Genomic DNA, 23879 nt, shown 5'->3' with positions numbered 1-23879 from the left:
TACTTAGGGAGGATTTTTTAAAAATGGCTAACCGAATTCTAATCGTGGACGATGCAGCATTTATGAGAATGATGATCCGTGACATTTTGTCGAAAAACGGATTCGAGGTAGTGGGTGAAGCCCAGGACGGTTCGCAGGCTATTGAGAAGTTTAAGGAGTTGCGTCCGGACTTGATCACGATGGATATTACCATGCCTGAAATGGACGGAATCGCCGCCCTTAAAGAAATTAAAAAAGTGGATGCCAACGCCAAAGTCATCATGTGTTCAGCCATGGGTCAGCAGGCTATGGTAATTGACGCTATTCAAGCAGGTGCCAAAGATTTCATTGTGAAGCCATTCCAGGCAGACCGTGTTATCGAAGCTATTAACAAAACGCTGGGCGTCTAGGCACGAGGCATGTTATCCGCTTCCGGAACGCTCGGAGATAGTAGTCCCCTGCTGAGTTTACTGAAAGTTATTTTTGTCCTTGCTATTATTATCATCCTCATAGTGCTGCTGATCCGGTTCCTAGGGCGCCGCAATCAGACATTAATGAGTGGGCAGTCCATCCGTACGCTTGGTGCGCTCGGATTGGGTCCCAATAAGTCTGTGCAGATTGTTGAAATCGGCGATAGCCTCTACTTGATCGGGGTTGGTGAGAATATTTCGATACTGGATAAAATCACTGACCCTGGTGAAGTAGCACTTATTATTTCTCGGTTTGAGGATCAAGCTTCAGGACAGAATAATTTTCTATTGCCGCTTATAGCTAAGATCAAAGCCAAGGTGCGCGGAGATGTGCCTTCTCAGGAAATCGAACTTAACGAAACATCCTCTTTTTATGAGACTTTGCAATCCAAGCTTGCGCTGGCACCTGAGCGTAAAGAGAAAATGGAAGAGCTTCTCCGGGATGAGGGTCTTAAGGATGAGTCGAGGGAATTATGAAAAAAAAGCTGATTCTTTCTTTTCTGTTGCTCGGTATGTTCAGTGTTATGCTCATACATCCGATTCACGCTGATCCAATTCCGAATATTAATATTCAGGTCGGCGATAATGACGGTTCCGCCGGCGGAGGGACCAGTTCCATCTCGATACTGCTCCTTGTGACAGTACTGAGTGTGGCTCCGTCTTTTTTAGTACTTATGACCAGTTTTACACGGATCGTCATCGTGCTGGGTTTTGTCAGAACTTCGCTAGGAACGCAACAAATGCCTCCAAACCAGGTGCTGGTGGGACTCGCATTGTTCCTCACCTTGTTCATCATGTCACCTACGCTTTCACAGGTGAATGAACAGGCGCTGCAGCCGTACATGAAGGGGACACTCACCCAGACCGAGGCGCTTGCCAAAGCAGCCGATCCAATGAAGGAATTCATGTTCAAGCAGACAAACACCAAGGATCTGCTGCTGTTTATGAATTACACCGGTAATAATGCATCAGTCAAACCTGCTACTTACAGCGACATACCGCTAACAGTGATGGTGCCGGCCTTTGCTATCGGTGAAATGAAAAAGGCATTTATGATGGGCTTTATGATTTTTATTCCCTTTCTGATTATTGATGTAGTTGTATCAAGTACACTGATGGCTATGGGGATGATGATGCTGCCTCCGGTCATGATCTCATTGCCTTTTAAAATAATGCTCTTCGTACTGGTAGACGGCTGGTACCTAGTTGTTAAATCACTGCTGCTAAGTTTTAACACCTGACACTAAGAGGAGGCATAAGGGATGAATACGGAGTTTATTATCGGTCTCGCCGGCCAGGCTGTATATTTGATACTTGAAACAAGTGCTCCTATGCTGATTCTTGGTCTGGTGGTAGGACTTATAGTCAGCATATTCCAGGCTACAACTCAGATTCAGGAGCAGACCTTAGCGTTTGTTCCGAAAATTGTCGCTGTATTGCTTGCATTGTTAGTGTTCGGACCTTGGATAATCACCAAACTGGTGGACTTCACTGGCCAAATATTAGGCAGTCTATACATGTACATCGGTTAAGATTATGACTATAGAGAATATGTTGCAAAGTTTTCCCGTCTTTCTGCTAATTTTTTGTCGAATTACCTCCTTTTTTGTTGTGATTCCTGTGTTTTCATCCCGGACTGTGCCAGTTCAATTTAAGATTGGCCTGTCCCTCTTTGTAGCGTTAATTGTTTTTAGCTCAGGAGGGACGGAAATTGCTGTTCCCCAGGATTTCACTTACATTCTTCTGATACTGAGAGAAGTATTGATAGGATTGCTGCTTGGTTTTGTGGGCTTTCTCATGTTTATTACTATACAAACTGCTGGTTCTTTGATTGATATTCAAATCGGTTTTGCAATCGCTAACGTAATTGATCCGGTGACCGGATCCTCTGCCCCGATTTTCGGTAATTTTAAATACATGATTGCACTTACTATGTTTATCATCATGAATGGACATCATTACCTGCTAAATGCGATTGTGAACAGCTATGAATGGGTACCGCTTAATAATAATCTGTTTATCAAAATGATCGATGGAAGTTTATCGGAGTTTCTGGTTCACAGCTTCGCGCAATCTTTTATGCTGGCCTTACAGATGTCTGCACCCTTAGTTACCGCACTGTTTCTGACGGATGTGGGTCTTGCCTTTTTGGCGAGAACCGCACCGCAGTATAATGTGTTCGTTATTGGAATTCCACTCAAAATTATTGTTGGCCTATCATTGTTTCTTTTGCTAATGCCAAGTATGGCTTTGTTGTTTCAGAACCTCTTCGACATTATGTTTGAGTCCATGCAGAATTTACTCGGCCTTGTGGGAAAGAGTCCTTAGGTGGGAGTAAGGAGAGTGAATTATGCCTAGGTTGAAGCGTTATAAACTGGACCTTCAACATTTCGGTGGCGATAAGACCGAGAAACCGACCTCCAAGAAGAGGGGAGACGCCCGCAAACAAGGTCAGGTGGCCAAAAGTGCAGAGTTGTCTGGTTCTGTAGTTCTTTTGTCGGCATTACTTAGTTTGACAATGTTTGGAGATTACATGAAGGAGCGTTTTATAACGCTATACACAGACATATTTCAGAACCGCATGCTGATGGAAGTGACCACTGACAATGTAATCAATATGTTTAATGAGTACGGTCTGCAGATTTTGATGCTGCTTGCTCCGTTACTTATTATTACATTTGTAGCTGCTGTAGTTGTTAACTATGCAGAAGTTGGTTTTCTTTTCACGAAATCAGGAATCACTCCGAAGTTCAGCAAGCTCAATCCAATCAAAGGGTTTAAAAATATTTTCTCCATTCGATCGTTTGTGGAATTTCTCAAATCAGTCTTCAAACTGTTACTTGTAGGCTATTTAGTTTACAGCGCGCTATGGGGACAGAAAGACAGCTTTGCATCACTTACACATGTAGATGCAGAGGGGGCTTACCGTTTCGCCGCAAAGATGACTATGAATTTGGGTGTGAAAATCGGAGTCGTCCTTTTTATTATGGCTATTTTTGACTATATCTATCAGAAATATGAACATGAGAAAAGTCTCAAAATGTCTAAGCAAGAGATCAAAGATGAGTACAAGAATATGGAGGGCGACCCGCAGATTAAAGGTAAAATCAAGGCAGCCCAGCGTAAAATGGCTATGCAGCGGATGATGCAGGAAATTCCGAACGCAGATGTTATCATTACGAATCCAACACACTTTGCAGTAGCGTTGAAATACGATGGTTCAACAATGGAGGCTCCGCAAGTTATTGCCAAAGGCCAGGATTATGTGGCGCTTCGTATCAGAGAGCTGGCTAAGGAGCATGGAGTTATGACTATGGAGAATAAGCCGCTGGCACGGGCATTATTCCAAAGGACAGAGATCGGGGATGTGGTTCCTGCGGATCTATTCCAGGCGGTTGCAGAAGTGCTGGCCTATGTATACAAGCTTAAAGGCAAGAGAAGATAAGCCGGGGGAGGTTAAGGACATTGAAGGCTAAAGATATATCAGTTCTAATGGGTATTATCGGAATTGTGCTAATGATGATTCTGCCCATCCCGGCGTGGCTTCTGGATGTACTGCTAATTATCAATATTTCATTAGCCCTTACAATCATTTTGGTTGCTATGAATAACAAAGAAGCGCTGCAGTTTTCGATCTTCCCTTCTTTGTTATTGATAACAACATTATTTCGTCTGGCTCTTAATATATCTACAACCAAACTTATTTTGAAAGACGGACATGCGGGTGAAGTTGTCGCAACTTTCGGAAGCTGGATTGCCGGGGGACAAATTGCCATAGGGTTCATTGTTTTCCTTATTTTGGTCGTTGTGCAGTTTATTGTGATTACCAAAGGTTCAGAACGCGTTGCTGAGGTAGGCGCCAGATTTACACTGGATGCAATGCCAGGGAAGCAGATGAGTATTGATGCCGATTTGAACGCTGGTATGATCAACGAACAGCAGGCCCGAGAACGCCGCCTCAAAATTGAACGTGAAGCTGATTTCTTTGGATCCATGGACGGTGCGAGTAAATTCGTAAAAGGTGATGCTATTGCCAGTATAATCATCCTGCTGATTAACCTGATTGGCGGTTTTATTATCGGTATGGTTGTTCATGGTATGGATTTTGCCGAATCGTTGTCTACGTATTCTGTATTAACTATTGGTGACGGTCTAGTCAGCCAGATCCCGGCGTTGCTCATTTCGACAGCTTCGGGTCTAATCGTTACGCGGGCAGCATCGGATGGAAATCTAGCGGAAGACCTAACAAGCCAGTTGATATCATATCCCAATTTGCTATACATTGTGGCTGTTACGATCACTTTTCTGGGGTTCTTCACACCTATTACGGTAATATCCACTTTGCCGCTGGCAGGACTAATGGCATATGCAGCTTACAGTATGGGCCAAAAGGCTAACAAACAGCAGCTTGCCAAGGAGCAGCTGGTGGAAGAGAAGCAGATAGAAGAAGTACGCAGTCCAGAAAGTGTTATTAACCTACTGACAGTTGATCCGATAGAGTTCGAGTTTGGATATGGACTGATTCCGCTGGCCGATACAGGTCAGGGCGGGGATTTACTTGACCGGATTATCATGATTAGACGTCAATGTGCACTGGAAATGGGTCTTGTTGTTCCTGTTATACGTATTCGCGACAATATTCAACTAAAACCGAATGAATATGTCATCAAAATTAAAGGAAATAACGTCGGCGGCGGTGAATTATTACTTAATCACTATCTTGCCATGAGTCCTGGGTATGATGATGAGTCGATTAATGGCATAGAAACGGTGGAACCATCGTTTGGACTGCCTGCACTGTGGATTGATGATTCAGTTAAAGAACGTGCGGAGTTATCCGGTTATACCGTAGTAGATCCGCCTTCCGTTGTGGCTACTCACTTAACAGAGCTGATCAAACGTCATGGCCATGAGCTGCTTGGACGCCAGGAGACGAAGCAGCTGGTCGACAACCTCAGGGAGAATTATCCTGTGCTGGTTGATGAACTTATTCCCTCAGTACTTGCTATCGGCGATATTCAAAAGGTTCTTGGCAAGCTGCTGCGTGAGAAGATCTCGATTCGCGACCTGGTTACGATCTTCGAGACACTGGCAGACTATGGCACATATACGAAAGATCCGGATATTCTGACCGAGTATGTACGCCAGTCATTGTCCAGGCAGATTACCCAGCAATTTTCCCAGGCGGGAGAGACTTTGCGGGTCATTACAGTCGGGCCTAATTTGGAGAAAAAGATTTCCGAAAGTGTTCAGCAAACGGAGCAAGGAAGTTATCTGGCACTCGATCCGGTTTCGACGCAAACGGTATATCAACGTCTTACGGAGCAGATTAACCGTCTTCTTCAGTCCGGACAACAGCCGATTGTGCTGACATCCCCGACCATCCGGATGTATTTGCGACAGGTTATTGAACGGACGATGCAGGATATTCCAGTGTTATCTTATAGCGAGCTGGAGCCTAATATTGAAATTCAAAGCGTTGGGGTGGTGAACTTATGAGAGTGAAGCGTTATGTGGTCGATACGATGCCTGACGCGATGCATTCCATCCGCAGCGAGCTGGGAAGCGATGCCGTCATCCTAAGCACCAAAGAGATTAAAATCGGCGGATTTATGGGAATGTTCCAAAAAAAGAAGATTGAGGTGGTAGCTGCAGTTGAGGAAACGCGGAAGCCAGCTGTACCGAGTAATGCAACGACAGCACCTCCGGTAAATATTCCGCGCAGCGCTGTACCGCAGGCTTATCAAAAAGCTGCTTCTTCGTCACAGATGCCGCTTAAAGAAAGGGCTGCCGAGTCCTTTGCAGAGATTGCTGCTGCATTAACTGAAGCGCAGGAGGCAAGAGGGGCTGTAGCTGTTCTTCCGCCTCTTGATCAGGAAGAGGAGCGAATCCAACCAGCGGAGAACAAACCGGCTGATACACAACCGGCTGCACCTCTAAAGGAAGAAAGCACCTCCTTATCGGCCCTCTACGATAAACTTAATACGGATCTGGAGCAGCCGGTTCCCGCAATGCTGGAAAGCGATGTTCTCCGGGAGATCAGGGATATGAAGCATTGGATGGAGCGGATTGCCCGCTTCTCCTCAAGCGGAGTTGAACTGCCTGAGATTCTCGATGAGTTCAAGCGCCGGTTAATCGAACAGGACACGGATGCTGTGCTCGTAGATGAATGGATCGGCAATGTTTTTGACCGCTGGAATGACGAAGGCCGGACTTGGACATCGGAACACTTTGATGAAATGTTAAAAGAACAGGTGAACGGATTCCTTGCCGGCAGGATTTCTACCGGAATCGCACCGGATACGCGAATTGTTTATATCGCTGGTCCTACCGGCGTTGGTAAGACGACAACAATCGCCAAACTGGCCGCTGAGCAATTGTTCAAGCAAGGCAGGAAGGTGGGGTTAATCACCTCTGACACCTATCGGATCTCGGCGGTAGAGCAGCTTCGGACATATGCCGCTATTTTGAATATTCCTCTGGAGGTTGTACAGTCACCCGGGGATTTACAGAGAGCACTGTTCCGCTTAGAAAGCTGCGATCTGGTGTTAATGGATACGGCTGGCCGAAATTACCGCAATGAAATGCTTGTCGCCGAGCTGCAAAGTCTGCTGGCTAAAGAGCTGAAAAGTGAGACCTTCCTGGTACTAAGCATGACTTCAAAAAGCCGTGATATGAAAATGATTGTAGAGCATTTTGGCCGTTATCAGCTCGACAAAGTCATTTTCACCAAGCTGGATGAGACTGGAAGCTATGGGCCATTGTTCAATGTCTTGAATGACTTTCCGCTTAAACTGTCATATATGACTAACGGACAAAATGTTCCCGATGATCTGCTAATGGCTACCAAAGAACAGCTCAGTGGAGTGCTGCTGGGAACAGGAGGGTCTTAATGGATCAGGCGCAATCTTTGAGACAGCTGGTATCAAGCCAGGACTCCAAACGCGTGTCCGGTGGCGGAGCCTCCGCCCGGATTATTACCGTCTGCAGCGGAAAAGGCGGTGTCGGAAAATCGAATTTCACGCTTAACTTTGCTTTAGCTCTAAAAGCGATGGGTAGGCGGGTACTTTTGTTCGATGCCGATATCGGAATGGCCAACATCGACGTGCTTATGGGAGTATCGGCTAAATACAATCTGTACCATCTGTTAAAAAGAGAAGCGGATATCGGGCAGATTATCCAGATTGGACCTGGTGGTCTGCCGTTTATTGCAGGCGGTTCGGGTATGGATGAACTTTTTTCCCTCTCGGAAACCGATTTGAATTACTTTACAACCCAAATTGCACAAATCGCCGACACGATGGATTTCATCTTGTTCGATACGGGGGCGGGGCTTTCCAAGGAGACGCTAAAATTTATAACCTCAGCAGATGATTGTCTGGTGGTGACTACACCGGAGCCAACCGCAATAACGGATGCATACGCACTGATGAAGGTTGTGCACAATTCTTATCCTAATGTCTCCTTCAAGCTGATTGTTAATCAGGCGGGGGATGAAAGGGAAGCAAGAGGCACCAGCGATAAAATCCGCATGGCGGCCAGCCGCTTTTTGCAATTGGACATTTCTTTCTTGGGATTTATCAGCAGTGATGCGCATGTGGTTCAGGCAGTCAAAAAACAAGTTCCATTCTCAGTGGCTTTTCCGAACAGTGCAGCAGCCAAAGACGTGCAACGGCTTGCCCTCAATTACCTGGCCGCCGATTCGGCGGATACAACCAAGGTGCAGGGCATCAAGGGATTTATCAACAAGTGGTTGAAGCGAAAATAGTAATTGTTCAGAATTAGATGGACAGAGGTGGAAATGCTATGAGGCCATATAAAGTATTAGTTGTGGATGATTCTGCATTTATGCGTAAGATCATTTCCGATTTAATTGAAAACGAACCTAACTTTAAAGTAACCGCAACTGCTGCCAACGGGCGGGAAGCGATTGAGAAAGTGAATGAGTTTCATCCGGATCTGGTGACTATGGATGTGGAAATGCCGGAGATGAACGGCCTGGAGGCACTTAAAGTAATCATGGCCGAGCATCCTTTGCCGGTAATTATGCTGTCAGGTATCAATGAAGAAGGCATGAGGGAAACCATCATTGCACTTGAATCGGGTGCTTTCGATTTTATCCGTAAGCCGTCGATTTCAAATTCACAGGATATTACAGCAGTAGGGATAGCACTAAGGGAGCAGATGAAGGGAGCTATGCTGGCCCGTGAGCAGCGTGAAGCGAGGATTTCTTCCAACAACGCTGATGTTAAGGTATCAGACACTGCCTCACCGCCGGCCGCAAGCCCAACAGTTGTTCCAGAGCCTACTGTACGTAAGCCTGTTCAGCCAAAGAAAGCTACAGAAGCTCCTGTTAAGCCTGCTGGAAATCAAGCGAAACCGGCTGGTAGGCAGAGTAACAAATTACCTGACAAGACTTCTGCCGGCAACGGGACAACCCGGAATTTGTCCCAGCCTTCTGCTGCCCCTCCTAAGCCTGCTGCTCCCGAGAAACTGCAAACCCGGGGTAAGAAAGAGTCAGCTCCAGCTATACCGGAAAGCCGTTCGATACCTGAATCGCCTTCCGTTTCGCTTAATGAGCCGCCAGTTACTGGCACTGACCGCAAACTGGGAACCAAAGGTCTTCGTAAACTGGTTGCTGTAGGCTGCTCTACGGGCGGTCCAAGGGCACTCAAAACATTTTTGGAGAATATTCCGGCTGATTTTCCGGCGCCGATTGTTATTGTGCAGCATATGCCGCCCAATTTCACTAAATCGCTTGCTCAGCGGCTGAACACCTTTAGTCCGCTTGAGGTATCAGAAGCTGAACATGGCATGATTCTGCGTCCGGGAGCGGCATATATCGCCCCTGGCGGATTTCACCTTAAGGTTGTTCCGGCATCCGGAGGACAATATGCAATTGAGCTTACGAATGAAGAAGCACGCAACGGCCATCGGCCTTCCGTAGATACCATGTTCGAATCACTGCTGCCGCTGACAGCGCTGGAGCGCCATGCGGTAATCATGACAGGGATGGGCAGTGACGGAGCAAAAATGATGAAGGCACTTTACGATACAGGGGTCAGCTCAACGTTTGCGGAGAGTGAAGAAACCTGCGTTGTATACGGAATGCCGCGTTCCGCAGTGGAATTAAAGTGTGTTAAATATGTCCTGCCGTTGCAAGAAATCGCACCACGGCTGGTACAAAATGTAAAATAAAGGAAAAGCGAACTCGAAGGGGAGGTGCTCGTTAGTGGACATGAACCAATATTTATCCATGTTTATTGATGAGTCAAATGATCATCTGCAGTCATTGAATGAGAGCATGATGGGGCTGGAAGCAAATCCTGAAGATATTAGTATTGTGCAGGTGATTTTCCGTTCTGCGCACACCCTAAAGGGTATGGCGGCTACAATGGGGTTTGAGGATTTAGCTTCCCTAACCCACCAGATGGAAAATGTACTTGATCTGGTTCGCAATAATAAACTGCGGATGCAGGATTTCATATTTGACACATTGTTCAAAAGCTTGGATGCCCTGGAATCCATGGTAGAGGATATTACGGGCGGGGGAGAAGGTAAAGCGGATGTTACTGCTATCGTATCTTCGCTTCAGGCTATCGTTCGGGGGGAAGTTCCTGCTGCGGCCGGTGCTGCAGCTGAAGTAACTGCTGCGGCTGCAACCACTGGCGATGCCCAAATATCTCTGGATGAGTTCCAGTATTCCGTTCTGGAGCAATCGCTGCAGGAAGGACATCAGGTGCTGTATGTCGACGTAGCAATCCGTAAGGATTGTCAGTTGAAGGCGGTACGGGCTTATATGGTTTTTGATCTCCTGGAGCGTTCAGGAGAAGTGGTCAAATCCTTCCCTTCGGTTCAGGACATAGAGCAGGAGAAATTCGACTATGGATTCTCTCTCTATTACATAACCCAAAAGGATGCTAATGAGATTCAAAGAATGATTTTGAACTTGTCTGAGATCGACAAGGTAACTGCAGTAGCGCTTGACCAAGAGTCCTTATCACAGATGGCTCAGGAGATGTCTGCTGCTACAGCTGAAGCTTCTCCTGCTACCCCTGTGCAAGAGTCTGCGGCATCTGCCCCTGCAACAGCTCCAGCAGCTACTGCAGCGAAAGAGGAGAACGGCAAATCAGCGCCCGTACGGACTGGCGGAGCACCTTCGAGAACGATCCGCGTAGATATCGAACGATTGGATGTGCTGATGAACCTGTTCAGCGAGCTGCTGATCGACCGTGTCCGTCTGGAACAGCTTGCTTCTGAAGTGCAGAACGGTGATCTTACTGAAACTGTTGAGCATATGGGACGTGTCAGCGGCGATTTGCAGAACATTGTTATGAAACTGCGGATGGTGCCAGTAGATACCGTATTCAACAGGTTCCCGCGCATGGTTCGTGACCTCGCCAAATCCCTTGACAAAAAAAATTGATCTTGTGGTTACAGGTGCGGAAACGGAACTGGACCGCACGGTCATTGATGAAATTGGAGATCCGCTGGTGCATTTGCTGCGCAACGCTGTTGACCATGGTGTAGAGTCGATTCAAGACCGGCTTGCCTCAGGAAAGTCGGATACCGGTACAGTTAATCTGCGGGCTTTCCATAGCGGTAATCACGTATTTATTGAGATTGAGGACGATGGGGCCGGAATCAAGCCGCAGAAGATCTTGCAATCTGCAATCAAAAAAGGAATTATTACTCAAGAACAAGCTGCTTCCTATTCAGATGACGAGGCGATTCAACTTCTCTTTGCACCAGGCTTCAGCACAGCAGAAGTCATTTCCGATGTCTCTGGACGCGGCGTAGGCTTGGACGTTGTAAAATCCAAGATCACTTCGCTTGGCGGAAATGTGGTTGTCTATTCGACTCCGGGTAAAGGTACAAACTTCTCGGTACAGCTTCCATTGACCCTGTCTATCATTGCTGCCATGTTAGTAAAGATTGGCTCTGAAAAATATGCAATTCCGCTTTCATCGATTGTAGAGACCGGAATTGTGAAAAATACCCAGATCCGCACAATCCATGGTAACAGAATGATTGAGTTCCGCAACAGCCATATTCCGCTGCTTTCGCTAAGCAAATTCTATGCAGTACCTGATTTTGATGAAAGCACGGAAGAAGAAACAGAAATCGTCGTTGTCCGCAAGGGCGAACGTCTGGTTGCACTGGCTGTGCAGGACTTCATCGGACAAAACGAAATTGTAATTAAGAATCTGGGTAAATATTTGCCTGAGGTTCAAGGCATTTCCGGTGCGACTATTCTTGGCGACGGGCAGGTTGCACTTATTATTGATCCGAATGCGTTTATAAAATAATTAGGATAGAACAGGGAGGTTCATTCCATGGCTGATGATATCAAAGTAATAGTATTCAAGCTTGGCTCTGAAGAATACGGGATTGAAGTGGAAAAAGTCCAAACCATTGAACGTATGATGCCGATTACCCGTGTGCCGAAGACTTACTCCTTTATCAAAGGAGTCATTAATTTACGAGGTGTGGTCATTCCGGTAATTGATCTGCGCGGCCGTTTCGGAATTCAAGAAGCAGAACATACGGATCAGACCCGAATTATTATCGTTAATGTGAATGAGATGGAAGTAGGATTTATTGTTGATTCCGCTAATGATGTCATTGATTTGAACCGTGATTCCATCGATACACCACCGGATGTAGTGGGCGGTATCAAGGCGAAATATCTGGATGGGGTGGCCAAAATCGGGGAAGATCGACTGCTGATTATGCTAAACCTGACTGAAGTGCTGAATAAGAGTGAAATTGTGCAACTGGAAAGCCTAGAGGGCTAGGTTATGGAGCTGTTCAAAAACTTCAAGGACTTCAAAATGGATGTTTTAAAGGAAGTCGGTAATATTGGAGCAGGTAACGCCGCCACCGCATTATCCCAGCTCCTGAACAAGCCGATTGATATGGCTGTACCCAAAGTGCAGCTCCTGAGCTTTGAAGAAATTACGGATAAGGTCGGCGGAGCAGAAGAACTGGTTTACGCAGTGTTTCTGCGGGTTGAAGGTGAGGCCCCCGGCAATCTCTTTTTCATTCTAACACCGGAAGCGGCTATGAACCTTCTTAACCGCGTCGCAGGTATTGAAATTTCTCCTGATCAGGAACTGGGTGAAATGGAGCTCTCAGCTTTGAGTGAAATCGGCAATATTCTGGCCGGCTCTTACCTTTCTTCCCTTGCAGACTTTACGTCATTGTCCATGTATCCGACTGTGCCTGCTCTCGCGATGGATATGGCCGGGGCGATCCTGGGCTATGGACTCTTGCAGTTCGGCCAAATGGGGGATGACGCACTGCTCATTGATACGACGTTCCTGGAAGGCCAGAATGAAATAGAAGGACAATTTTTCCTTATTCCTGATCCCGAATCATTCCCGAAAATTTTCAAATCATTAGGAGTACCGTTTGATAATGATTGAAGAACAAAGCATTATTAAGGTTGGAATGGCAGATCTTAATGTAGGCAGCCAAGAGAGTCTTATCCGCACCACTGGACTTGGCTCCTGCGTTGGTCTTACAATGTTTGATCCCGGGAAGAAGCTGGCGGGGATGGCGCATGTGATGCTGCCTTCGTCGGAGATCGCCCGTGAGGGTCAAATGAATATCGCCAAGTTTGCGGATACTGCAGTGCCGGAGCTGTTGTCCCGCTTGCTGGCGCTTGGAGCGGTTCGCAGCCGGATCGTAGCCAAGATGGCCGGTGGCTCTCAAATGTTTGCCTTTGCCGGGGGGAATGACACCATGAGGATCGGGCCTCGTAACGTGGAATCCTGTAAGCTAGCTTTAGAGGCTTTGAACATCCCTTTAATTGCCGAAGACACAGGCGGAAATTTTGGGCGTACGATAGAAATTGCCTGCAGCACAGGAGTGCTTTACATCCGCAGTGTGCAAAAAGGCGCTAAGGAAATATAGTGATGGGAAAAATATTACTAAGCATTTTATCCGGAGTGATTGGTTTTTTATTTACCTTTCTTACGAATTACGGGCATAATTTACTTGGGACGAGTCTAATTCGGGGGATTTATGGATTTATTATCTGGTTTGTGCTTGCATTCCTCCTGGGATGGGTATTGGGTTTTATTGTTAAACAGTCCCCGGCACCAGAGATGACCGGAGAAAATGCCGCGGAAGATGATATGCTTGGTACTAAGCTTGATCTCAGTACTCCGGACGAGGATGAGGAATTGATCAACCTTCTGAAACCAAAGCCGGCAGAAGGAAGCGGAGGCAGTGAAGCCTTTACACCGCTGCAGCCGCCCAAGCTGGTCTCCATGAAAGATCCTGAAGAATTGGCCAAGGCCGTTCGTCACCTGAAAGAAGAATAAGCGAGTGCTTGCGGCCAAACGACTATCATTCCCGCATAATGCCCGCTGACTAAACTTTGGGAAGGGTGAAAGCCATTGAACGAGCATAAAGCTTCTCTATCGGTAACAGACGTGCTTTGGGAACGGTGGAAAGAACACGGTGATCCTGAAGCCAAAAAAAAGCTGATTGAGAATTACCTCCATATTGTAGATTACGTGTCCAGCCGATTGGCTGTCGGACTGCCCAAAAATGTATCAAAAGACGATTTGGCCAGTAATGGTGTAATGGGGCTTATTGATGCGATTGAGAAATTCGACTACAAACGCGGATTGCAATTTCAAACCTATGCCTCTTGGCGTGTACGCGGTGCTATTCTGGACTCGTTACGCCAAAGCGATTGGGTTCCCAGATCTGTCCGTGAAAAAGCCAAAAAAATCGAGGATGCCTACCAGCAGCTGGAGCAGAAATATTTAAGATCAGTCAGTGACGAGGAAATGAGCCAATATTTAAATATTTCTGAGCCGGAGTTTCAGAACATGCTGCAGGATGTTGCGGTCATGTCACTCTGCTCATTGGAAGACCCTATTCGTGAAGAAGAGTCGGAGACACGGATGTCCATCCTGGTGGACGATAAAGCTAAGAATCCAGACCGTAAAGTGAATGAATTTTACTTGCGCGATACACTCACCAAAGGCATCGAAAAATTAACGGTGAAAGAACGGACCGTAGTGTCCCTTTTATATTATGAGGATTTATCTTTAAGCGAGATCGCAGAGGTGATGTCATTATCCCCTTCTCGTATTTCGCAGCTTCATTCAAAGGCGATTTTGCGCCTGAGGGGAACGCTTGAGAAAAATCGCGACCTTCTCATGCAGAATGATTAACCGGAGACGGTGACAAGGGGGAGCAATATTGATCGGTCATTATGCTTTGGATCAATACGTAAGTATTACGTTTTCTGAGGATAAAGGGATTGCCTACCTACAGTTCTCCAAGAAGGATGAGAATTTCACCTGTTCCTTCGAAGATTTGGAGAGCTTCCTGCACAGTCATGAGGTTCGTTACGGCATACAGCGGGATATTGTGAAGCGGATCAGCAGCAACCCTGAAGAGTATTTTTTCAGCAGAGTACCCATTGCAATTGGTGATGAGCCGGTGCATGGTGTTGACGGAAAGGTTGTTCTGACCGTAGATCTTGAAGAAGACCGCAAACCGCTGGAAAAGGAAGACGGTAAGGTCGACTACAAAGATCTGGTACGTCTGCATAATGTTTTGAAGGGACAAATCATCGGGAAAACGATTCCGCCGGTACCCGGACAGAAGGGGAAAACAGTCACCGGAGAGGAGATTCCTTTCAGAGCAGGGAAAGAAGCTCGCTTCAAAGTTGGTAAGAACGTACTGGTCGACCAGAGCGAAACTGCGATGTACGCGGCCATTGACGGCTTAGTTACGCTTACAGACAAAGGGAAAATCAATGTGTTTCCTGTATACGAAGTCAATGGTGATGTGGATTACAGCACAGGCAATATTGATTTTGTAGGGACAGTAGTTATCCGCGGTAACGTGTTAACCGGGTTTACGGTGAAATCTGCAGGGGACATTCGTGTTGTCGGAGGCGTGGAAGGCGCGGAGTTGATTTCTGGCGGTTCGATAGAAATTACCGGGGGGATTATTGGATACAATAAAGGCCTGGTCAGTGCCGGCAAAAATGTTAAGGTATCCTTTATCCAGGATGGGAATGTAGTTGCTGGTGAAGATGTGATTGTGTCCCAGAGTATAATGCATTCGAATATACGCGCAGGGCATGATGTTTTGTGCAATGGGACCAAAGGCCTCATCGTAGGCGGAATTGTACAGGCGGGGGAAAAAGTTGTAGCCCGGACTATCGGGAATACGATGTCAACCGCCACGGCAATTGAAGTGGGAGTAGTTCCTGAGCTGCGTAATGAGATAAATGAGCTTCGTCAGGAACTCAAACACCTGCTGGAAAATGAGGACAAAACCAATAAGGCGCTATATTTGCTGAATCAACTCGCGAACAACGGCCAGCTGTCACCTGACAAGGTGGCGCTTCGTGTGAAGCTGAACGCAACGAAACAGTCTCACATGCGTGAGGAAAAGCGGATTAAAGAACGTGTGCTGGAAATTGAGAAAATGCTTGAAGATACGACTAGAGCTAAAGTGGAAGTGATCAAAACGATCTATGGCGGTTCTAAAATTGTAATCGGTAGATATACCAGATTCGTCAAAGATCCGACGGAACGGGTTGTATTTCGCTATACGGAAGGCGATATTTCGTTGACCCCGTATATTTAACAAGGCGGGCAGCGTAAGGCAGCCGGCCATTGCTTTATGTAATGAATGAACAAGTTGTCTTTCAGGAAGGGGATTACCATGAGCCTGAAACCGGTTGAATTACAAATTGCCTTGCCTCGGACAACGGATGCAGGGAAGGTTCAGAATGAACACCTGCATCGTCCTGTGCTTGATCAGCAGCAGCTGGCTGCACAGAATGTGAAGCACAGCGCTGAGCTGGCCCAGCGGACAACAGAGGTTGATGAATCTGCGGAGGCGAAGCTTCGTAATGACAGCAGCAGAGGGGATGGCCGGGGAAATCAGTCATCTGCCCAAGAGGAACGCAAACAGGATGCCGTCCATGATGCAGAACATCCATATAAAGGCCGCCGCATTGATCTCAGTCTCTGAGATGCTCAAATGATATAAAAAGGAGATAAAGCATTTGCAACCATGGGTATACATCGTGCTGGTAGGTGCTGTTGCTATTGTCTATGCTCTTAGGCTGCCGGCACGCGGACAATCAGACCCAGCCGAGAAGCAAAGCCTGAAAGACACCGAAGCAGCACTTGAACTCTATATGGCCGATATCGAGCGTGAGAATAATGAAATGATACAGCTTGTCGGCAGCATTAAGCAGCAGTCACAGAGCACCAAAGCGGCTCTTCAGGAAGAGATTGGCGGACTCCGGGAGCAGGTCGCCGAATTGCAAAAAAATATGCTGCTGTTTGATTCCAGGCTAATGGTAGAAGAAAAGGGTCTACTTCAACTGACGGCTCTTGTTAAAGACAATGCAGGTAAGATTACTGCAGCGGCTCCTCCGGGAAGTGCTGAGACTGTGTCTCCTGAGCCAAAGGCAAAGCCTATTAGTTCGATCAAGCTGCGTTATCCGCGGCTGTTTGAATTGCATGAACAGGGCAAGTCTATAGACTTCATTGCCAAAACTGCTGGACTTCAGCGCGGTGAAGTCCAGCTCATTCTGCAGCTGGCGAAGCAGGAGGAGTCGGTATGATCAAGAACCGCTCATTTATGTTCGGTCTGGGAACCGGACTGATATCAGGCGCTCTTCTCCTTCAGGTGATGATCTCCGGTGGAGCAGCTCCTTCGTTAACAAAAGAGGAGCTTGTCCAGCAAGCAGCTAAACTGAATCTGACAGTAACAGATCCTGCGGCCGATCCCCAAGCGAGTCTCGAGCCATCGGCGCAAGTTACTGAACCTGCCGGTCAGACTGATAATAAGAACAAACCGGAGGCAAGCGATGCCGCCAGCACTCCATCTCCAGTCCCATCCGCTGCAGCGTCACCGGAAGCTGCTGTGCAGCCTAGTGCTGCTGCTGCGCCCACAGAGCCGGCCGTCCCCTCCAAGCCGGTACAAAGCGCAGGAACAGCCCCTGAGGCACCGGCTACTCCACAGGCCGCATTAAACGGAGTTGTTGCTGTTCGCATTCCGGCTGGCAGCACACTTACAGAAACTGCACAGCTTTTGGCAAAGGCCGGGGTCATTAAGGAGCAGACCGAGTTTCTTAAAACTGCCATGAGCCGCAAAATTAATGCAAAGATTCAATATGGCAGCTACAATTTCACCAAAGGGGAAAGCGTAAACTCTATAATTGAGAAGCTGATTACAGTGAAATGAACTTACACAAAGGCAGAAAATCACAAAATATTTCATGAATCGTTGCATACATTATTTTATTATGGTATAGTAATTGACGGTGTTAAAACACACGCCGGTTGATTTCGACAAGGGGTGCTTTCTTCAGAAGAAAGTCTTGTAGAAAAATGACGCGCGGCGGAGGAGACACACAATAAACCAAAATTAGGAGGTGTGTGAAGATGGCAGTAATCTCCATGAAACAGCTTCTCGAAGCTGGGGTACACTTCGGTCACCAGACTCGTCGTTGGAACCCAAAGATGGATCGTTATATCTTCACTGAAAGAAACGGAATTTACATTATTGACCTGCAAAAAACGGTTAAAAAGGTAGAGGAAGCTTACAACTTTGTAAAAAGCGTCGCTGGCGACAACGGCACAATCCTGTTCGTAGGAACAAAGAAACAAGCTCAAGATTCCGTAAAAGAAGAAGCTGAACGTTCGGGGATGTTCTTCATCAACCAACGTTGGCTGGGCGGTACCCTGACTAACTTCCAGACTATTCAGAAACGTATTGATCGTCTGAAGAAATTGGAAGCTTGGGAAGAAGACGGTACCTTCGCAGTTCTGCCTAAGAAAGAAGTTATCCTTCTCCGCAAAGAGAAAGATCGTCTTGAAAAATTTCTGGGCGGTATCAAGAACATGAAAGGTCTGCCAAGCGCGCTGTTCATCATTGACCCGCGTAAAGAGCGTATCGCTGTTGCGGAAGCTCGCAAATTGGGTATTCCTATCGTAGCTATTGTTGATACTAACTGTGATCCGGACGAAATCGACTACGTAATCCCAGGTAACGATGACGCTATCCGCGCCGTTAAATTGTTGACTGGTAAAATGGCAGACGCTGTTGTTGAAGCTCACCAGGGCGAAGACACAACTACTGCTTAAGTAGTAGCCGGAATTAAACTAGAACTTAAATGAAAAGGGTGGTTGGCAGGTGGATAACCTCTCACTGCCCTTTTTTTAGGATAATGGCCTTAAATGGAATAAAACGACAATTATCTGGAGGGAATAACAATGGCAGTAGACGCAAAATCCGTAAAAGAACTTCGTGAAAGAACAGGCGCAGGTATGCTTGATTGTAAGAAAGCACTTGAAGAAGCAAACGGCGATATCACTAAAGCCGCTGAACTGCTCCGCGAAAAAGGTCTTTCCGCAGCAGCAAACAAAGCAGGACGTATCGCTACTGAAGGTACTGTTGAATCCTACATCCACGCTGGCGGACGTATCGGCGTACTGGTGGAAATCAACTGCGAAACTGACTTCGTAGGTAAAACGGATTCCTTCAGAGAATTCGCACGCGATATCGCAATGCAGATCGCTGCAGCTAGCCCGCAGTATGTTCGTCGTGAAGAAGTTCCTGCTGAAGCTGTAGAGAAAGAAAAAGAAATTCTGAAAGCTCAAGCTCTGAACGAAGGCAAGCCTGAGAAAATCGTTGAGAAAATGGTTGAAGGCCGCATCAGCAAGTTCTACGAAGAATACTGCTTGCTTGAACAGCCTTTCGTTAAAGACCCTGACAAAACGATCTCCCAATTGCTGAACGAAAAAATCAGCACGATCGGTGAAAACATCTCTATCCGTCGTTTTGTTCGTTACGAGCTGGGCGAAGGTCTGGAAAAGAAAGTTGACAATTTTGTCGAAGAAGTAATGGCACAAGTTAATCAATAATAGATAAACTTAATTACAGCTTCATTGAACTGAATAATGGCAAGCATCAAAAGAGCGGAACACATACACGTAGTGTTCCGTCTTTTGTAAGAAAGAGAGGGTATACATTTGGAACAGCCGGTATTTAAGAGAGTCGTCCTTAAGGTAAGTGGGGAATCACTGTCAGGACAAAACGGATATGGTATTGATGCTGAGACGATTATTTCCATCGCGGAGCAAGTGAAAGAAGTGGTCGAGCTTGGCGTTCAGGTTGCCATTGTATGCGGTGGCGGAAATATCTGGCGCGGGATCGCCGGCAGTGCAAGCGGCATTGACCGTGCAACAGCCGATTACATGGGGATGCTCGCCACAGTTATGAACTCGCTTGCTCTGCAGGATGCATTGGAGCAAATTGATGTTCCAACGCGGGTGCAGACCTCCATTTCCATGCAGCAGATTGCCGAACCGTACATCCGCCGCCGGGCGATCCGTCACTTGGAGAAGGGACGCGTGGTTATTTTTGCCGCAGGAACAGGAAACCCGTTCTTCTCAACGGATACAACCGCAGCGCTTAGAGCAGCTGAGATTGAAGCAGAAGTCATTCTAATGGCGAAGAACAAAGTAGACGGTGTCTACTCTGCGGATCCTTTTAAGGACCCTACAGCCGAGAAATTTGAGCAACTGACCTACATGGAAGTCCTGAACAAAAACCTTGGAGTTATGGATTCTACCGCTTCCTCGCTGTGCATGGATAATAATATACCGCTCATTGTGTTTGCTATTACAGAGCAAGGCAATATTAAACGTGTCGTTCTTGGTGAGAAAATCGGGACGATTGTTAAAGGGAGTGTAGATTAATGCCACAGGCAGTTAAGAAAAATGCCGAGGAGCGTATGGAAAAAGCGATTTCTTCCCTAAAACGCGATTTGGCTACTTTGCGGGCAGGACGCGCATCGACAGCGTTGCTGGACCGCATTCAAGTTGATTATTACGGTGCACCTACGCCGGTTAACCAGCTGGCCAATATCAGTACACCGGATTCCCGGACGCTGCTTATCCAGCCTTGGGACCGATCGTCGGTAGCCGACATTGAACGGGCGATTATGAAGTCTGATCTTGGACTAACACCTGCCAATGACGGTACGATCATCCGCCTATCCATTCCTCCGCTGACTGAGGAACGCCGTACTGAACTTGTGAAGTTCACCAAGAAGTTCGGTGAAGAGGCGAAGGTAGCCATCCGCAACATCCGCCGCGATGCTAACGATGACATCAAGAAGATGGAAAAGAACGGCATTTCGGAAGATGAGTCGCGCGGACACCAGGAAGATATTCAGAAATCAACGGATAAGTTCATAGCTGAAGTCGATAAGGTGCTCTTGTCCAAAGAAAAAGAGATTATGGAAGTATAATGATAATCAAGAGACCTCAAGGCCCCTCCTTATATGGTGGGGTTTGTCTCTTTCTGATATGAGCTTGGAGGAAACGGAAATGATCAAACGGGTTCAAGCATGGCTTAGCCGTAAAGACAGGCAGGAAGAACAGCCAGTCGAGATTTCACCGGACAACATTCCCCGGCACGTGGCGGTAATCATGGATGGTAATGGTCGCTGGGCTAAGCGCCGCGGCCTTCCGCGCATTGTCGGTCATCAAAACGGGATGAAAGCAGTAAAACGCGCAACCATAGCCGCAAATGATCTTGGAGTAGAATTCCTCACGATGTATGCTTTTTCTACGGAAAATTGGAAGCGGCCTAAAGATGAAGTGGATTTCCTGATGCGTCTGCCAGTGGAATTTCTTGCGCTTGAACTGGATGAACTGATAGAGAAAAATGTACAGGTACGCGTAATGGGTGATAGTAATGCGTTGCCTAATCATACCCGTAAGGCTATGGAAGAGGCAGTTGAACGGACGAAGCACAATACTGGACTAATCTTAAATTTTGCGCTGAACTACGGGAGCCGTAAAGAGATAGAAGACTGTATGCGCGAACTGGGTAATGACATAAAAGCAGGACGGCTCTCTCCAGATGAGATTACATCTGAACTGATTGACAGCAGATTATTGTCCGGGGGGCTGCCTGACCCTGATTTACTGATCCGCACCAGCGGAGAAATGCGGCTGAGCAATTTCATGCTCTGGCAGATCGCATACAGCGAGCTGTGGTTTACGGATGTATACTGGCCGGAGTTTGACAAATCGCATTTATTGCAGGCTGTTGCCGAGTATCAGCGCCGTACACGCCGCTATGGCGGATTGAAGTAGCCTGATGGGAGATGGAAACCTTTGAAGCAACGATTGATTACCGGAATTGTTGCCGGAGCAGTTTTTTTGGGCCTGTGTGCTTTTGGGGGTTGGTCCTATCAGCTCCTACTGACTGCCATGGCGCTCATCGGAATGTTTGAATTTGTGAAAATGACGGGTCTCTCTCCATTCAGTAGCACTTCCCTGCTGGGGTATGCCTCGATCGTTTGTTTCATGATTCCTTGGGGATTGCTTGATGTCTCCCCATGGCTGTCCTGGGAACAGGGCATATGGCTGATGCTGTTATTGTTCTTGCTCGTGACAGTATTCACTAAAAATAAACAGGATATTAAGATTACTGCCCTGCTGTTTACCGGGATTGTTTACATAGGAATGGGTTTCTCCTATATGGGTACGGCCCGTGCTGCGGGTGATGAACATGGCCTCTTCTGGACACTGCTGCTGCTTTGCTGCATTTGGGGTAGTGATGCAGGCGCTTATTTCGTTGGCAGAAGCTTCGGAAAGAATAAGCTCTGGCCGGCGATCAGTCCCAATAAGACGGTAGAAGGCGCCCTTGGCGGGGTTCTCATTTCCGTTGTGATTTCGGTTATTTTTGCACTATTTGTTCCTGATCTGCTGACTATCGGACGAGCACTGCTAATCGGTATTTCTTGTGCTGTTCTCGGTCAGCTTGGAGATCTTGTACAGTCTGCCTATAAACGGGTGTACGGTATTAAGGATTCAGGCTCTCTGCTGCCTGGTCATGGTGGCATACTTGACCGCTGCGACAGCTGGATTATCGTATTTCCTTTCGTACATATCGTAATGCTGATGCCTTTCTATTAAACGACGGGGAGAAGGTACAACGGTGAAAAAAATAAGTATTCTCGGCTCAACCGGGTCCATTGGCACGCAGACGCTGGATGTCGTTGCGATGCATCCGGAAGCCTTTGAAGTAGATGGGCTGGCTGCTGGCAGCAATACCGCCCTATTATTAGAGCAGGTGCGCCGGTTCCAGCCTCGGCGTGTGTCCGTATCCACCAAGCAGCTTGCGGATGACATCAGATCGAGCCTGCCATCCGGTGTGGAGCTCTTCTACGGGAGTGAGGGATTGGTTGAAATCGCTGCCGGAGGAGCTGCTGATACGGTTGTGACCGCTGTGGTAGGCAGTGTGGGGCTGAAGTCAACGCTGGCTGCTATCGAAGCCGGCCGGCATATCGGACTGGCTAATAAAGAAACACTTGTAACAGCAGGTCATCTGGTAACAGAACTGGCTGACCGAAAAGGGGTAAAGCTTCTTCCGGTTGACAGCGAGCACTCGGCAATTTTTCAATGTCTGAACGGTGAAAACCGCGCCGATGTTGCGAGCATTACAGTTACCGCCTCAGGCGGCTCTTTCCGCGACTATACCCGCGATCAGCTCAAGAATGTTACCGTGGAGGACGCGCTGCGTCATCCGAACTGGAGTATGGGTGCCAAAATCACCATAGACTCGGCAACCATGGTTAATAAGGGACTTGAGGTAATTGAAGCCCACCATTTGTTTGGCCTCCCCTATGAGCAGGTGAATGTGCTGCTGCACCCGGAGAGCATTATCCACTCCTATGTAGAATTCCGCGACAGCAGTATCATTGCACAGCTCGGTACTCCTGATATGCGCGTGCCGATCCAGTATGCGCTGACCTATCCGGACCGCTGGTCTTCACCGGCAGCCCGTTTATCGCTGGCTGAGATTGGACGCCTGACCTTCCGCGAAATGGATTATATCCGTTATCCGGCCCTGCGGCTTGCGATCGAATGTGGGAAAGCGGGAGGAACGGCAACCACAGCTTTTAATGCAGCCAATGAAATCGCCGTGGCCCGCTTCCTGCGTCATGAGATTTCATTCCTGCGTATTGAGGAAATTATTGAAGAAGTACTACAGCAGCATGAAAATGTTGGCAATCCCGATTTAGAGCAGATAGAACACTGTGATGCGGCTGCCCGGGAGCTTGCATCCAAGCTGTAAATATATGATATTTATGCTGCTTAAGCTGGGAAATTTGCGTTACCCTGAAAAATAGGCTGAGACTGTTGATTCTCTTGTGCCGGGCCTTGGAATAATGATAAATTAAGAGGACATACTTCGGTCTTACACCTAAAGGGGGAATGTTACGGATGGAAATGGTAAGAGTCGTCTTTTTAACGGTGCTTATGTTTTTTGTTCTGGTGACCGTCCATGAATGGGGACATTATTATTTCGCCAAACGCGCCGGTATTCTTGTACGTGAATTCGCTATCGGTT

29 protein-coding genes are annotated in these 23879 nt (G+C 47.3%); all 29 read left to right on the top strand.

What is annotated here, in order from left to right; translation table 11 throughout:
- The first annotated feature begins 23 nt into the window (after positions 1 to 23).
- Positions 24 to 389: a response regulator gene (locus tag AQR02_RS14405; RefSeq protein WP_019910416.1), complete on the top strand. Its 366-nt coding sequence runs from the start codon at positions 24 to 26 to the stop codon at positions 387 to 389.
- Positions 390 to 398: 9 nt separating this feature from the next.
- Positions 399 to 926, top strand: a complete 528-nt coding sequence (locus AQR02_RS14400; protein ID WP_054941071.1) for a flagellar biosynthetic protein FliO — start codon at positions 399 to 401, stop codon at positions 924 to 926.
- Complete coding sequence (gene fliP / locus AQR02_RS14395; RefSeq protein ID WP_054941070.1) at positions 923 to 1690, top strand: flagellar type III secretion system pore protein FliP; 768 nt, start codon at positions 923 to 925, stop codon at positions 1688 to 1690. The genes AQR02_RS14400 and fliP overlap by 4 nt, the downstream gene beginning before the upstream one ends.
- A gap of 21 nt (positions 1691 to 1711) precedes the next feature.
- Positions 1712 to 1981: a flagellar biosynthesis protein FliQ gene (gene fliQ, locus AQR02_RS14390; RefSeq protein ID WP_054941069.1), complete on the top strand. Its 270-nt coding sequence runs from the start codon at positions 1712 to 1714 to the stop codon at positions 1979 to 1981.
- A 4-nt stretch (positions 1982 to 1985) separates the two neighbouring features.
- Positions 1986 to 2777 (top strand): flagellar biosynthetic protein FliR, encoded by a 792-nt coding sequence (gene fliR / locus AQR02_RS14385; protein ID WP_245237451.1) that lies wholly within the window; start codon positions 1986 to 1988, stop codon positions 2775 to 2777.
- A gap of 22 nt (positions 2778 to 2799) precedes the next feature.
- Positions 2800 to 3894: a flagellar biosynthesis protein FlhB gene (gene flhB / locus AQR02_RS14380; protein ID WP_054941067.1), complete on the top strand. Its 1095-nt coding sequence runs from the start codon at positions 2800 to 2802 to the stop codon at positions 3892 to 3894.
- Between the two features lie 20 nt (positions 3895 to 3914).
- Positions 3915 to 5948 carry a flagellar biosynthesis protein FlhA gene (gene flhA / locus AQR02_RS14375; protein WP_054941066.1) on the top strand — a complete coding sequence of 678 codons (2034 nt, stop codon included), beginning with the start codon at positions 3915 to 3917 and terminating at the stop codon, positions 5946 to 5948.
- Entirely contained in the window at positions 5945 to 7342 is a 1398-nt protein-coding gene (gene flhF / locus AQR02_RS14370; RefSeq protein WP_054941065.1) for a flagellar biosynthesis GTPase FlhF, read from the top strand. The genes flhA and flhF overlap by 4 nt, the downstream gene beginning before the upstream one ends.
- The gene (locus AQR02_RS14365) at positions 7342 to 8217 is read left to right on the top strand and encodes a MinD/ParA family protein (protein WP_054941064.1); all 876 of its coding nucleotides are present in this window, start codon (positions 7342 to 7344) and stop codon (positions 8215 to 8217) included. The genes flhF and AQR02_RS14365 overlap by 1 nt, the downstream gene beginning before the upstream one ends.
- A 38-nt stretch (positions 8218 to 8255) precedes the next feature.
- A complete protein-coding gene (locus AQR02_RS14360) occupies positions 8256 to 9647 on the top strand; it encodes a protein-glutamate methylesterase/protein-glutamine glutaminase (protein WP_054941063.1) in 1392 nt (463 codons plus the stop codon).
- 34 nt (positions 9648 to 9681) lie between these two features.
- On the top strand, positions 9682 to 10875 hold the full coding sequence (locus tag AQR02_RS35575; protein WP_425339978.1) for an Hpt domain-containing protein: 1194 nt from the start codon (positions 9682 to 9684) through the stop codon (positions 10873 to 10875).
- Positions 10859 to 11758 carry a chemotaxis protein CheA gene (locus tag AQR02_RS35570; RefSeq protein WP_425339977.1) on the top strand — a complete coding sequence of 300 codons (900 nt, stop codon included), beginning with the start codon at positions 10859 to 10861 and terminating at the stop codon, positions 11756 to 11758. The genes AQR02_RS35575 and AQR02_RS35570 overlap by 17 nt, the downstream gene beginning before the upstream one ends.
- 27 nt (positions 11759 to 11785) lie before the next feature.
- On the top strand, positions 11786 to 12247 hold the full coding sequence (locus AQR02_RS14350; protein ID WP_054941062.1) for a chemotaxis protein CheW: 462 nt from the start codon (positions 11786 to 11788) through the stop codon (positions 12245 to 12247).
- Between the two features lie 3 nt (positions 12248 to 12250).
- Positions 12251 to 12877, top strand: coding sequence for a chemotaxis protein CheC (locus AQR02_RS14345; RefSeq protein ID WP_054941061.1), 627 nt, complete (start codon positions 12251 to 12253; stop codon positions 12875 to 12877).
- A complete protein-coding gene (locus tag AQR02_RS14340; protein ID WP_054941060.1) occupies positions 12870 to 13367 on the top strand; it encodes a chemotaxis protein CheD in 498 nt (165 codons plus the stop codon). The genes AQR02_RS14345 and AQR02_RS14340 overlap by 8 nt, the downstream gene beginning before the upstream one ends.
- Before the next feature lie 2 nt (positions 13368 to 13369).
- Positions 13370 to 13780: a hypothetical protein gene (locus AQR02_RS14335; RefSeq protein ID WP_342447456.1), complete on the top strand. Its 411-nt coding sequence runs from the start codon at positions 13370 to 13372 to the stop codon at positions 13778 to 13780.
- A gap of 75 nt (positions 13781 to 13855) precedes the next feature.
- Positions 13856 to 14644 (top strand): FliA/WhiG family RNA polymerase sigma factor, encoded by a 789-nt coding sequence (locus AQR02_RS14330; RefSeq protein ID WP_054941058.1) that lies wholly within the window; start codon positions 13856 to 13858, stop codon positions 14642 to 14644.
- Between the two features lie 28 nt (positions 14645 to 14672).
- Positions 14673 to 16076 (top strand): flagellar assembly protein A, encoded by a 1404-nt coding sequence (locus AQR02_RS14325; RefSeq protein ID WP_054941057.1) that lies wholly within the window; start codon positions 14673 to 14675, stop codon positions 16074 to 16076.
- 45 nt (positions 16077 to 16121) lie between these two features.
- Complete coding sequence (locus AQR02_RS14320) at positions 16122 to 16466, top strand: hypothetical protein (protein WP_245237449.1); 345 nt, start codon at positions 16122 to 16124, stop codon at positions 16464 to 16466.
- Between the two features lie 34 nt (positions 16467 to 16500).
- Positions 16501 to 17067, top strand: coding sequence for a hypothetical protein (locus AQR02_RS14315; RefSeq protein WP_054941055.1), 567 nt, complete (start codon positions 16501 to 16503; stop codon positions 17065 to 17067).
- Entirely contained in the window at positions 17064 to 17690 is a 627-nt protein-coding gene (locus AQR02_RS14310) for an endolytic transglycosylase MltG (protein ID WP_054941054.1), read from the top strand. The genes AQR02_RS14315 and AQR02_RS14310 overlap by 4 nt, the downstream gene beginning before the upstream one ends.
- 200 nt (positions 17691 to 17890) lie before the next feature.
- Complete coding sequence (gene rpsB / locus AQR02_RS14305) at positions 17891 to 18592, top strand: 30S ribosomal protein S2 (protein ID WP_036692565.1); 702 nt, start codon at positions 17891 to 17893, stop codon at positions 18590 to 18592.
- 129 nt (positions 18593 to 18721) lie between these two features.
- Positions 18722 to 19372, top strand: a complete 651-nt coding sequence (tsf, locus tag AQR02_RS14300) for a translation elongation factor Ts (protein WP_054941053.1) — start codon at positions 18722 to 18724, stop codon at positions 19370 to 19372.
- Positions 19373 to 19480: 108 nt separating this feature from the next.
- Positions 19481 to 20209: a UMP kinase gene (gene pyrH / locus AQR02_RS14295; protein WP_054941052.1), complete on the top strand. Its 729-nt coding sequence runs from the start codon at positions 19481 to 19483 to the stop codon at positions 20207 to 20209.
- Positions 20209 to 20763 (top strand): ribosome recycling factor, encoded by a 555-nt coding sequence (frr, locus tag AQR02_RS14290; RefSeq protein ID WP_054941051.1) that lies wholly within the window; start codon positions 20209 to 20211, stop codon positions 20761 to 20763. Before pyrH ends, frr begins: the two co-directional genes overlap by 1 nt.
- A gap of 79 nt (positions 20764 to 20842) precedes the next feature.
- Positions 20843 to 21616, top strand: a complete 774-nt coding sequence (locus AQR02_RS14285) for an undecaprenyl pyrophosphate synthase (RefSeq protein ID WP_054941050.1) — start codon at positions 20843 to 20845, stop codon at positions 21614 to 21616.
- A 21-nt stretch (positions 21617 to 21637) separates the two neighbouring features.
- Entirely contained in the window at positions 21638 to 22441 is an 804-nt protein-coding gene (locus AQR02_RS14280) for a phosphatidate cytidylyltransferase (RefSeq protein ID WP_054941049.1), read from the top strand.
- A 22-nt stretch (positions 22442 to 22463) separates the two neighbouring features.
- The gene (locus AQR02_RS14275) at positions 22464 to 23603 is read left to right on the top strand and encodes a 1-deoxy-D-xylulose-5-phosphate reductoisomerase (RefSeq protein ID WP_054941048.1); all 1140 of its coding nucleotides are present in this window, start codon (positions 22464 to 22466) and stop codon (positions 23601 to 23603) included.
- A gap of 149 nt (positions 23604 to 23752) precedes the next feature.
- Positions 23753 to 23879: site-2 protease family protein (locus AQR02_RS34285; RefSeq protein ID WP_245237615.1), on the top strand; the 127-nt coding region annotated here is incomplete at its 3' end.

Source organism: Paenibacillus ihuae (genome assembly GCF_001368795.1).
GTDB classification, from domain to species: domain Bacteria; phylum Bacillota; class Bacilli; order Paenibacillales; family Paenibacillaceae; genus Paenibacillus_AQ; species Paenibacillus_AQ ihuae.
The sequence above is the reverse complement of the archived record's forward strand: the minus strand, read 5'-3'. Positions and strand labels throughout refer to the sequence as shown.

Bases quoted from the DNA above. Each gene is read 5' to 3' on its own strand.
- AQR02_RS14405 (WP_019910416.1), top strand. From the start codon at position 24: ATGGCTAACCGAATTCTAATCGTGGACGATGCAGCATTTATGAGAATG.
- AQR02_RS14400 (WP_054941071.1), top strand. From the start codon at position 399: ATGTTATCCGCTTCCGGAACGCTCGGAGATAGTAGTCCCCTGCTGAGT.
- fliP (WP_054941070.1), top strand. From the start codon at position 923: ATGAAAAAAAAGCTGATTCTTTCTTTTCTGTTGCTCGGTATGTTCAGT.
- fliQ (WP_054941069.1), top strand. From the start codon at position 1,712: ATGAATACGGAGTTTATTATCGGTCTCGCCGGCCAGGCTGTATATTTG.
- fliR (WP_245237451.1), top strand. From the start codon at position 1,986: ATGACTATAGAGAATATGTTGCAAAGTTTTCCCGTCTTTCTGCTAATT.
- flhB (WP_054941067.1), top strand. From the start codon at position 2,800: ATGCCTAGGTTGAAGCGTTATAAACTGGACCTTCAACATTTCGGTGGC.
- flhF (WP_054941065.1), top strand. From the start codon at position 5,945: ATGAGAGTGAAGCGTTATGTGGTCGATACGATGCCTGACGCGATGCAT.
- AQR02_RS14365 (WP_054941064.1), top strand. From the start codon at position 7,342: ATGGATCAGGCGCAATCTTTGAGACAGCTGGTATCAAGCCAGGACTCC.
- AQR02_RS14360 (WP_054941063.1), top strand. From the start codon at position 8,256: ATGAGGCCATATAAAGTATTAGTTGTGGATGATTCTGCATTTATGCGT.
- AQR02_RS14350 (WP_054941062.1), top strand. From the start codon at position 11,786: ATGGCTGATGATATCAAAGTAATAGTATTCAAGCTTGGCTCTGAAGAA.
- AQR02_RS14345 (WP_054941061.1), top strand. From the start codon at position 12,251: ATGGAGCTGTTCAAAAACTTCAAGGACTTCAAAATGGATGTTTTAAAG.
- AQR02_RS14340 (WP_054941060.1), top strand. From the start codon at position 12,870: ATGATTGAAGAACAAAGCATTATTAAGGTTGGAATGGCAGATCTTAAT.
- AQR02_RS14335 (WP_342447456.1), top strand. From the start codon at position 13,370: ATGGGAAAAATATTACTAAGCATTTTATCCGGAGTGATTGGTTTTTTA.
- AQR02_RS14320 (WP_245237449.1), top strand. From the start codon at position 16,122: ATGAACAAGTTGTCTTTCAGGAAGGGGATTACCATGAGCCTGAAACCG.
- AQR02_RS14310 (WP_054941054.1), top strand. From the start codon at position 17,064: ATGATCAAGAACCGCTCATTTATGTTCGGTCTGGGAACCGGACTGATA.
- rpsB (WP_036692565.1), top strand. From the start codon at position 17,891: ATGGCAGTAATCTCCATGAAACAGCTTCTCGAAGCTGGGGTACACTTC.
- tsf (WP_054941053.1), top strand. From the start codon at position 18,722: ATGGCAGTAGACGCAAAATCCGTAAAAGAACTTCGTGAAAGAACAGGC.
- frr (WP_054941051.1), top strand. From the start codon at position 20,209: ATGCCACAGGCAGTTAAGAAAAATGCCGAGGAGCGTATGGAAAAAGCG.
- AQR02_RS14285 (WP_054941050.1), top strand. From the start codon at position 20,843: ATGATCAAACGGGTTCAAGCATGGCTTAGCCGTAAAGACAGGCAGGAA.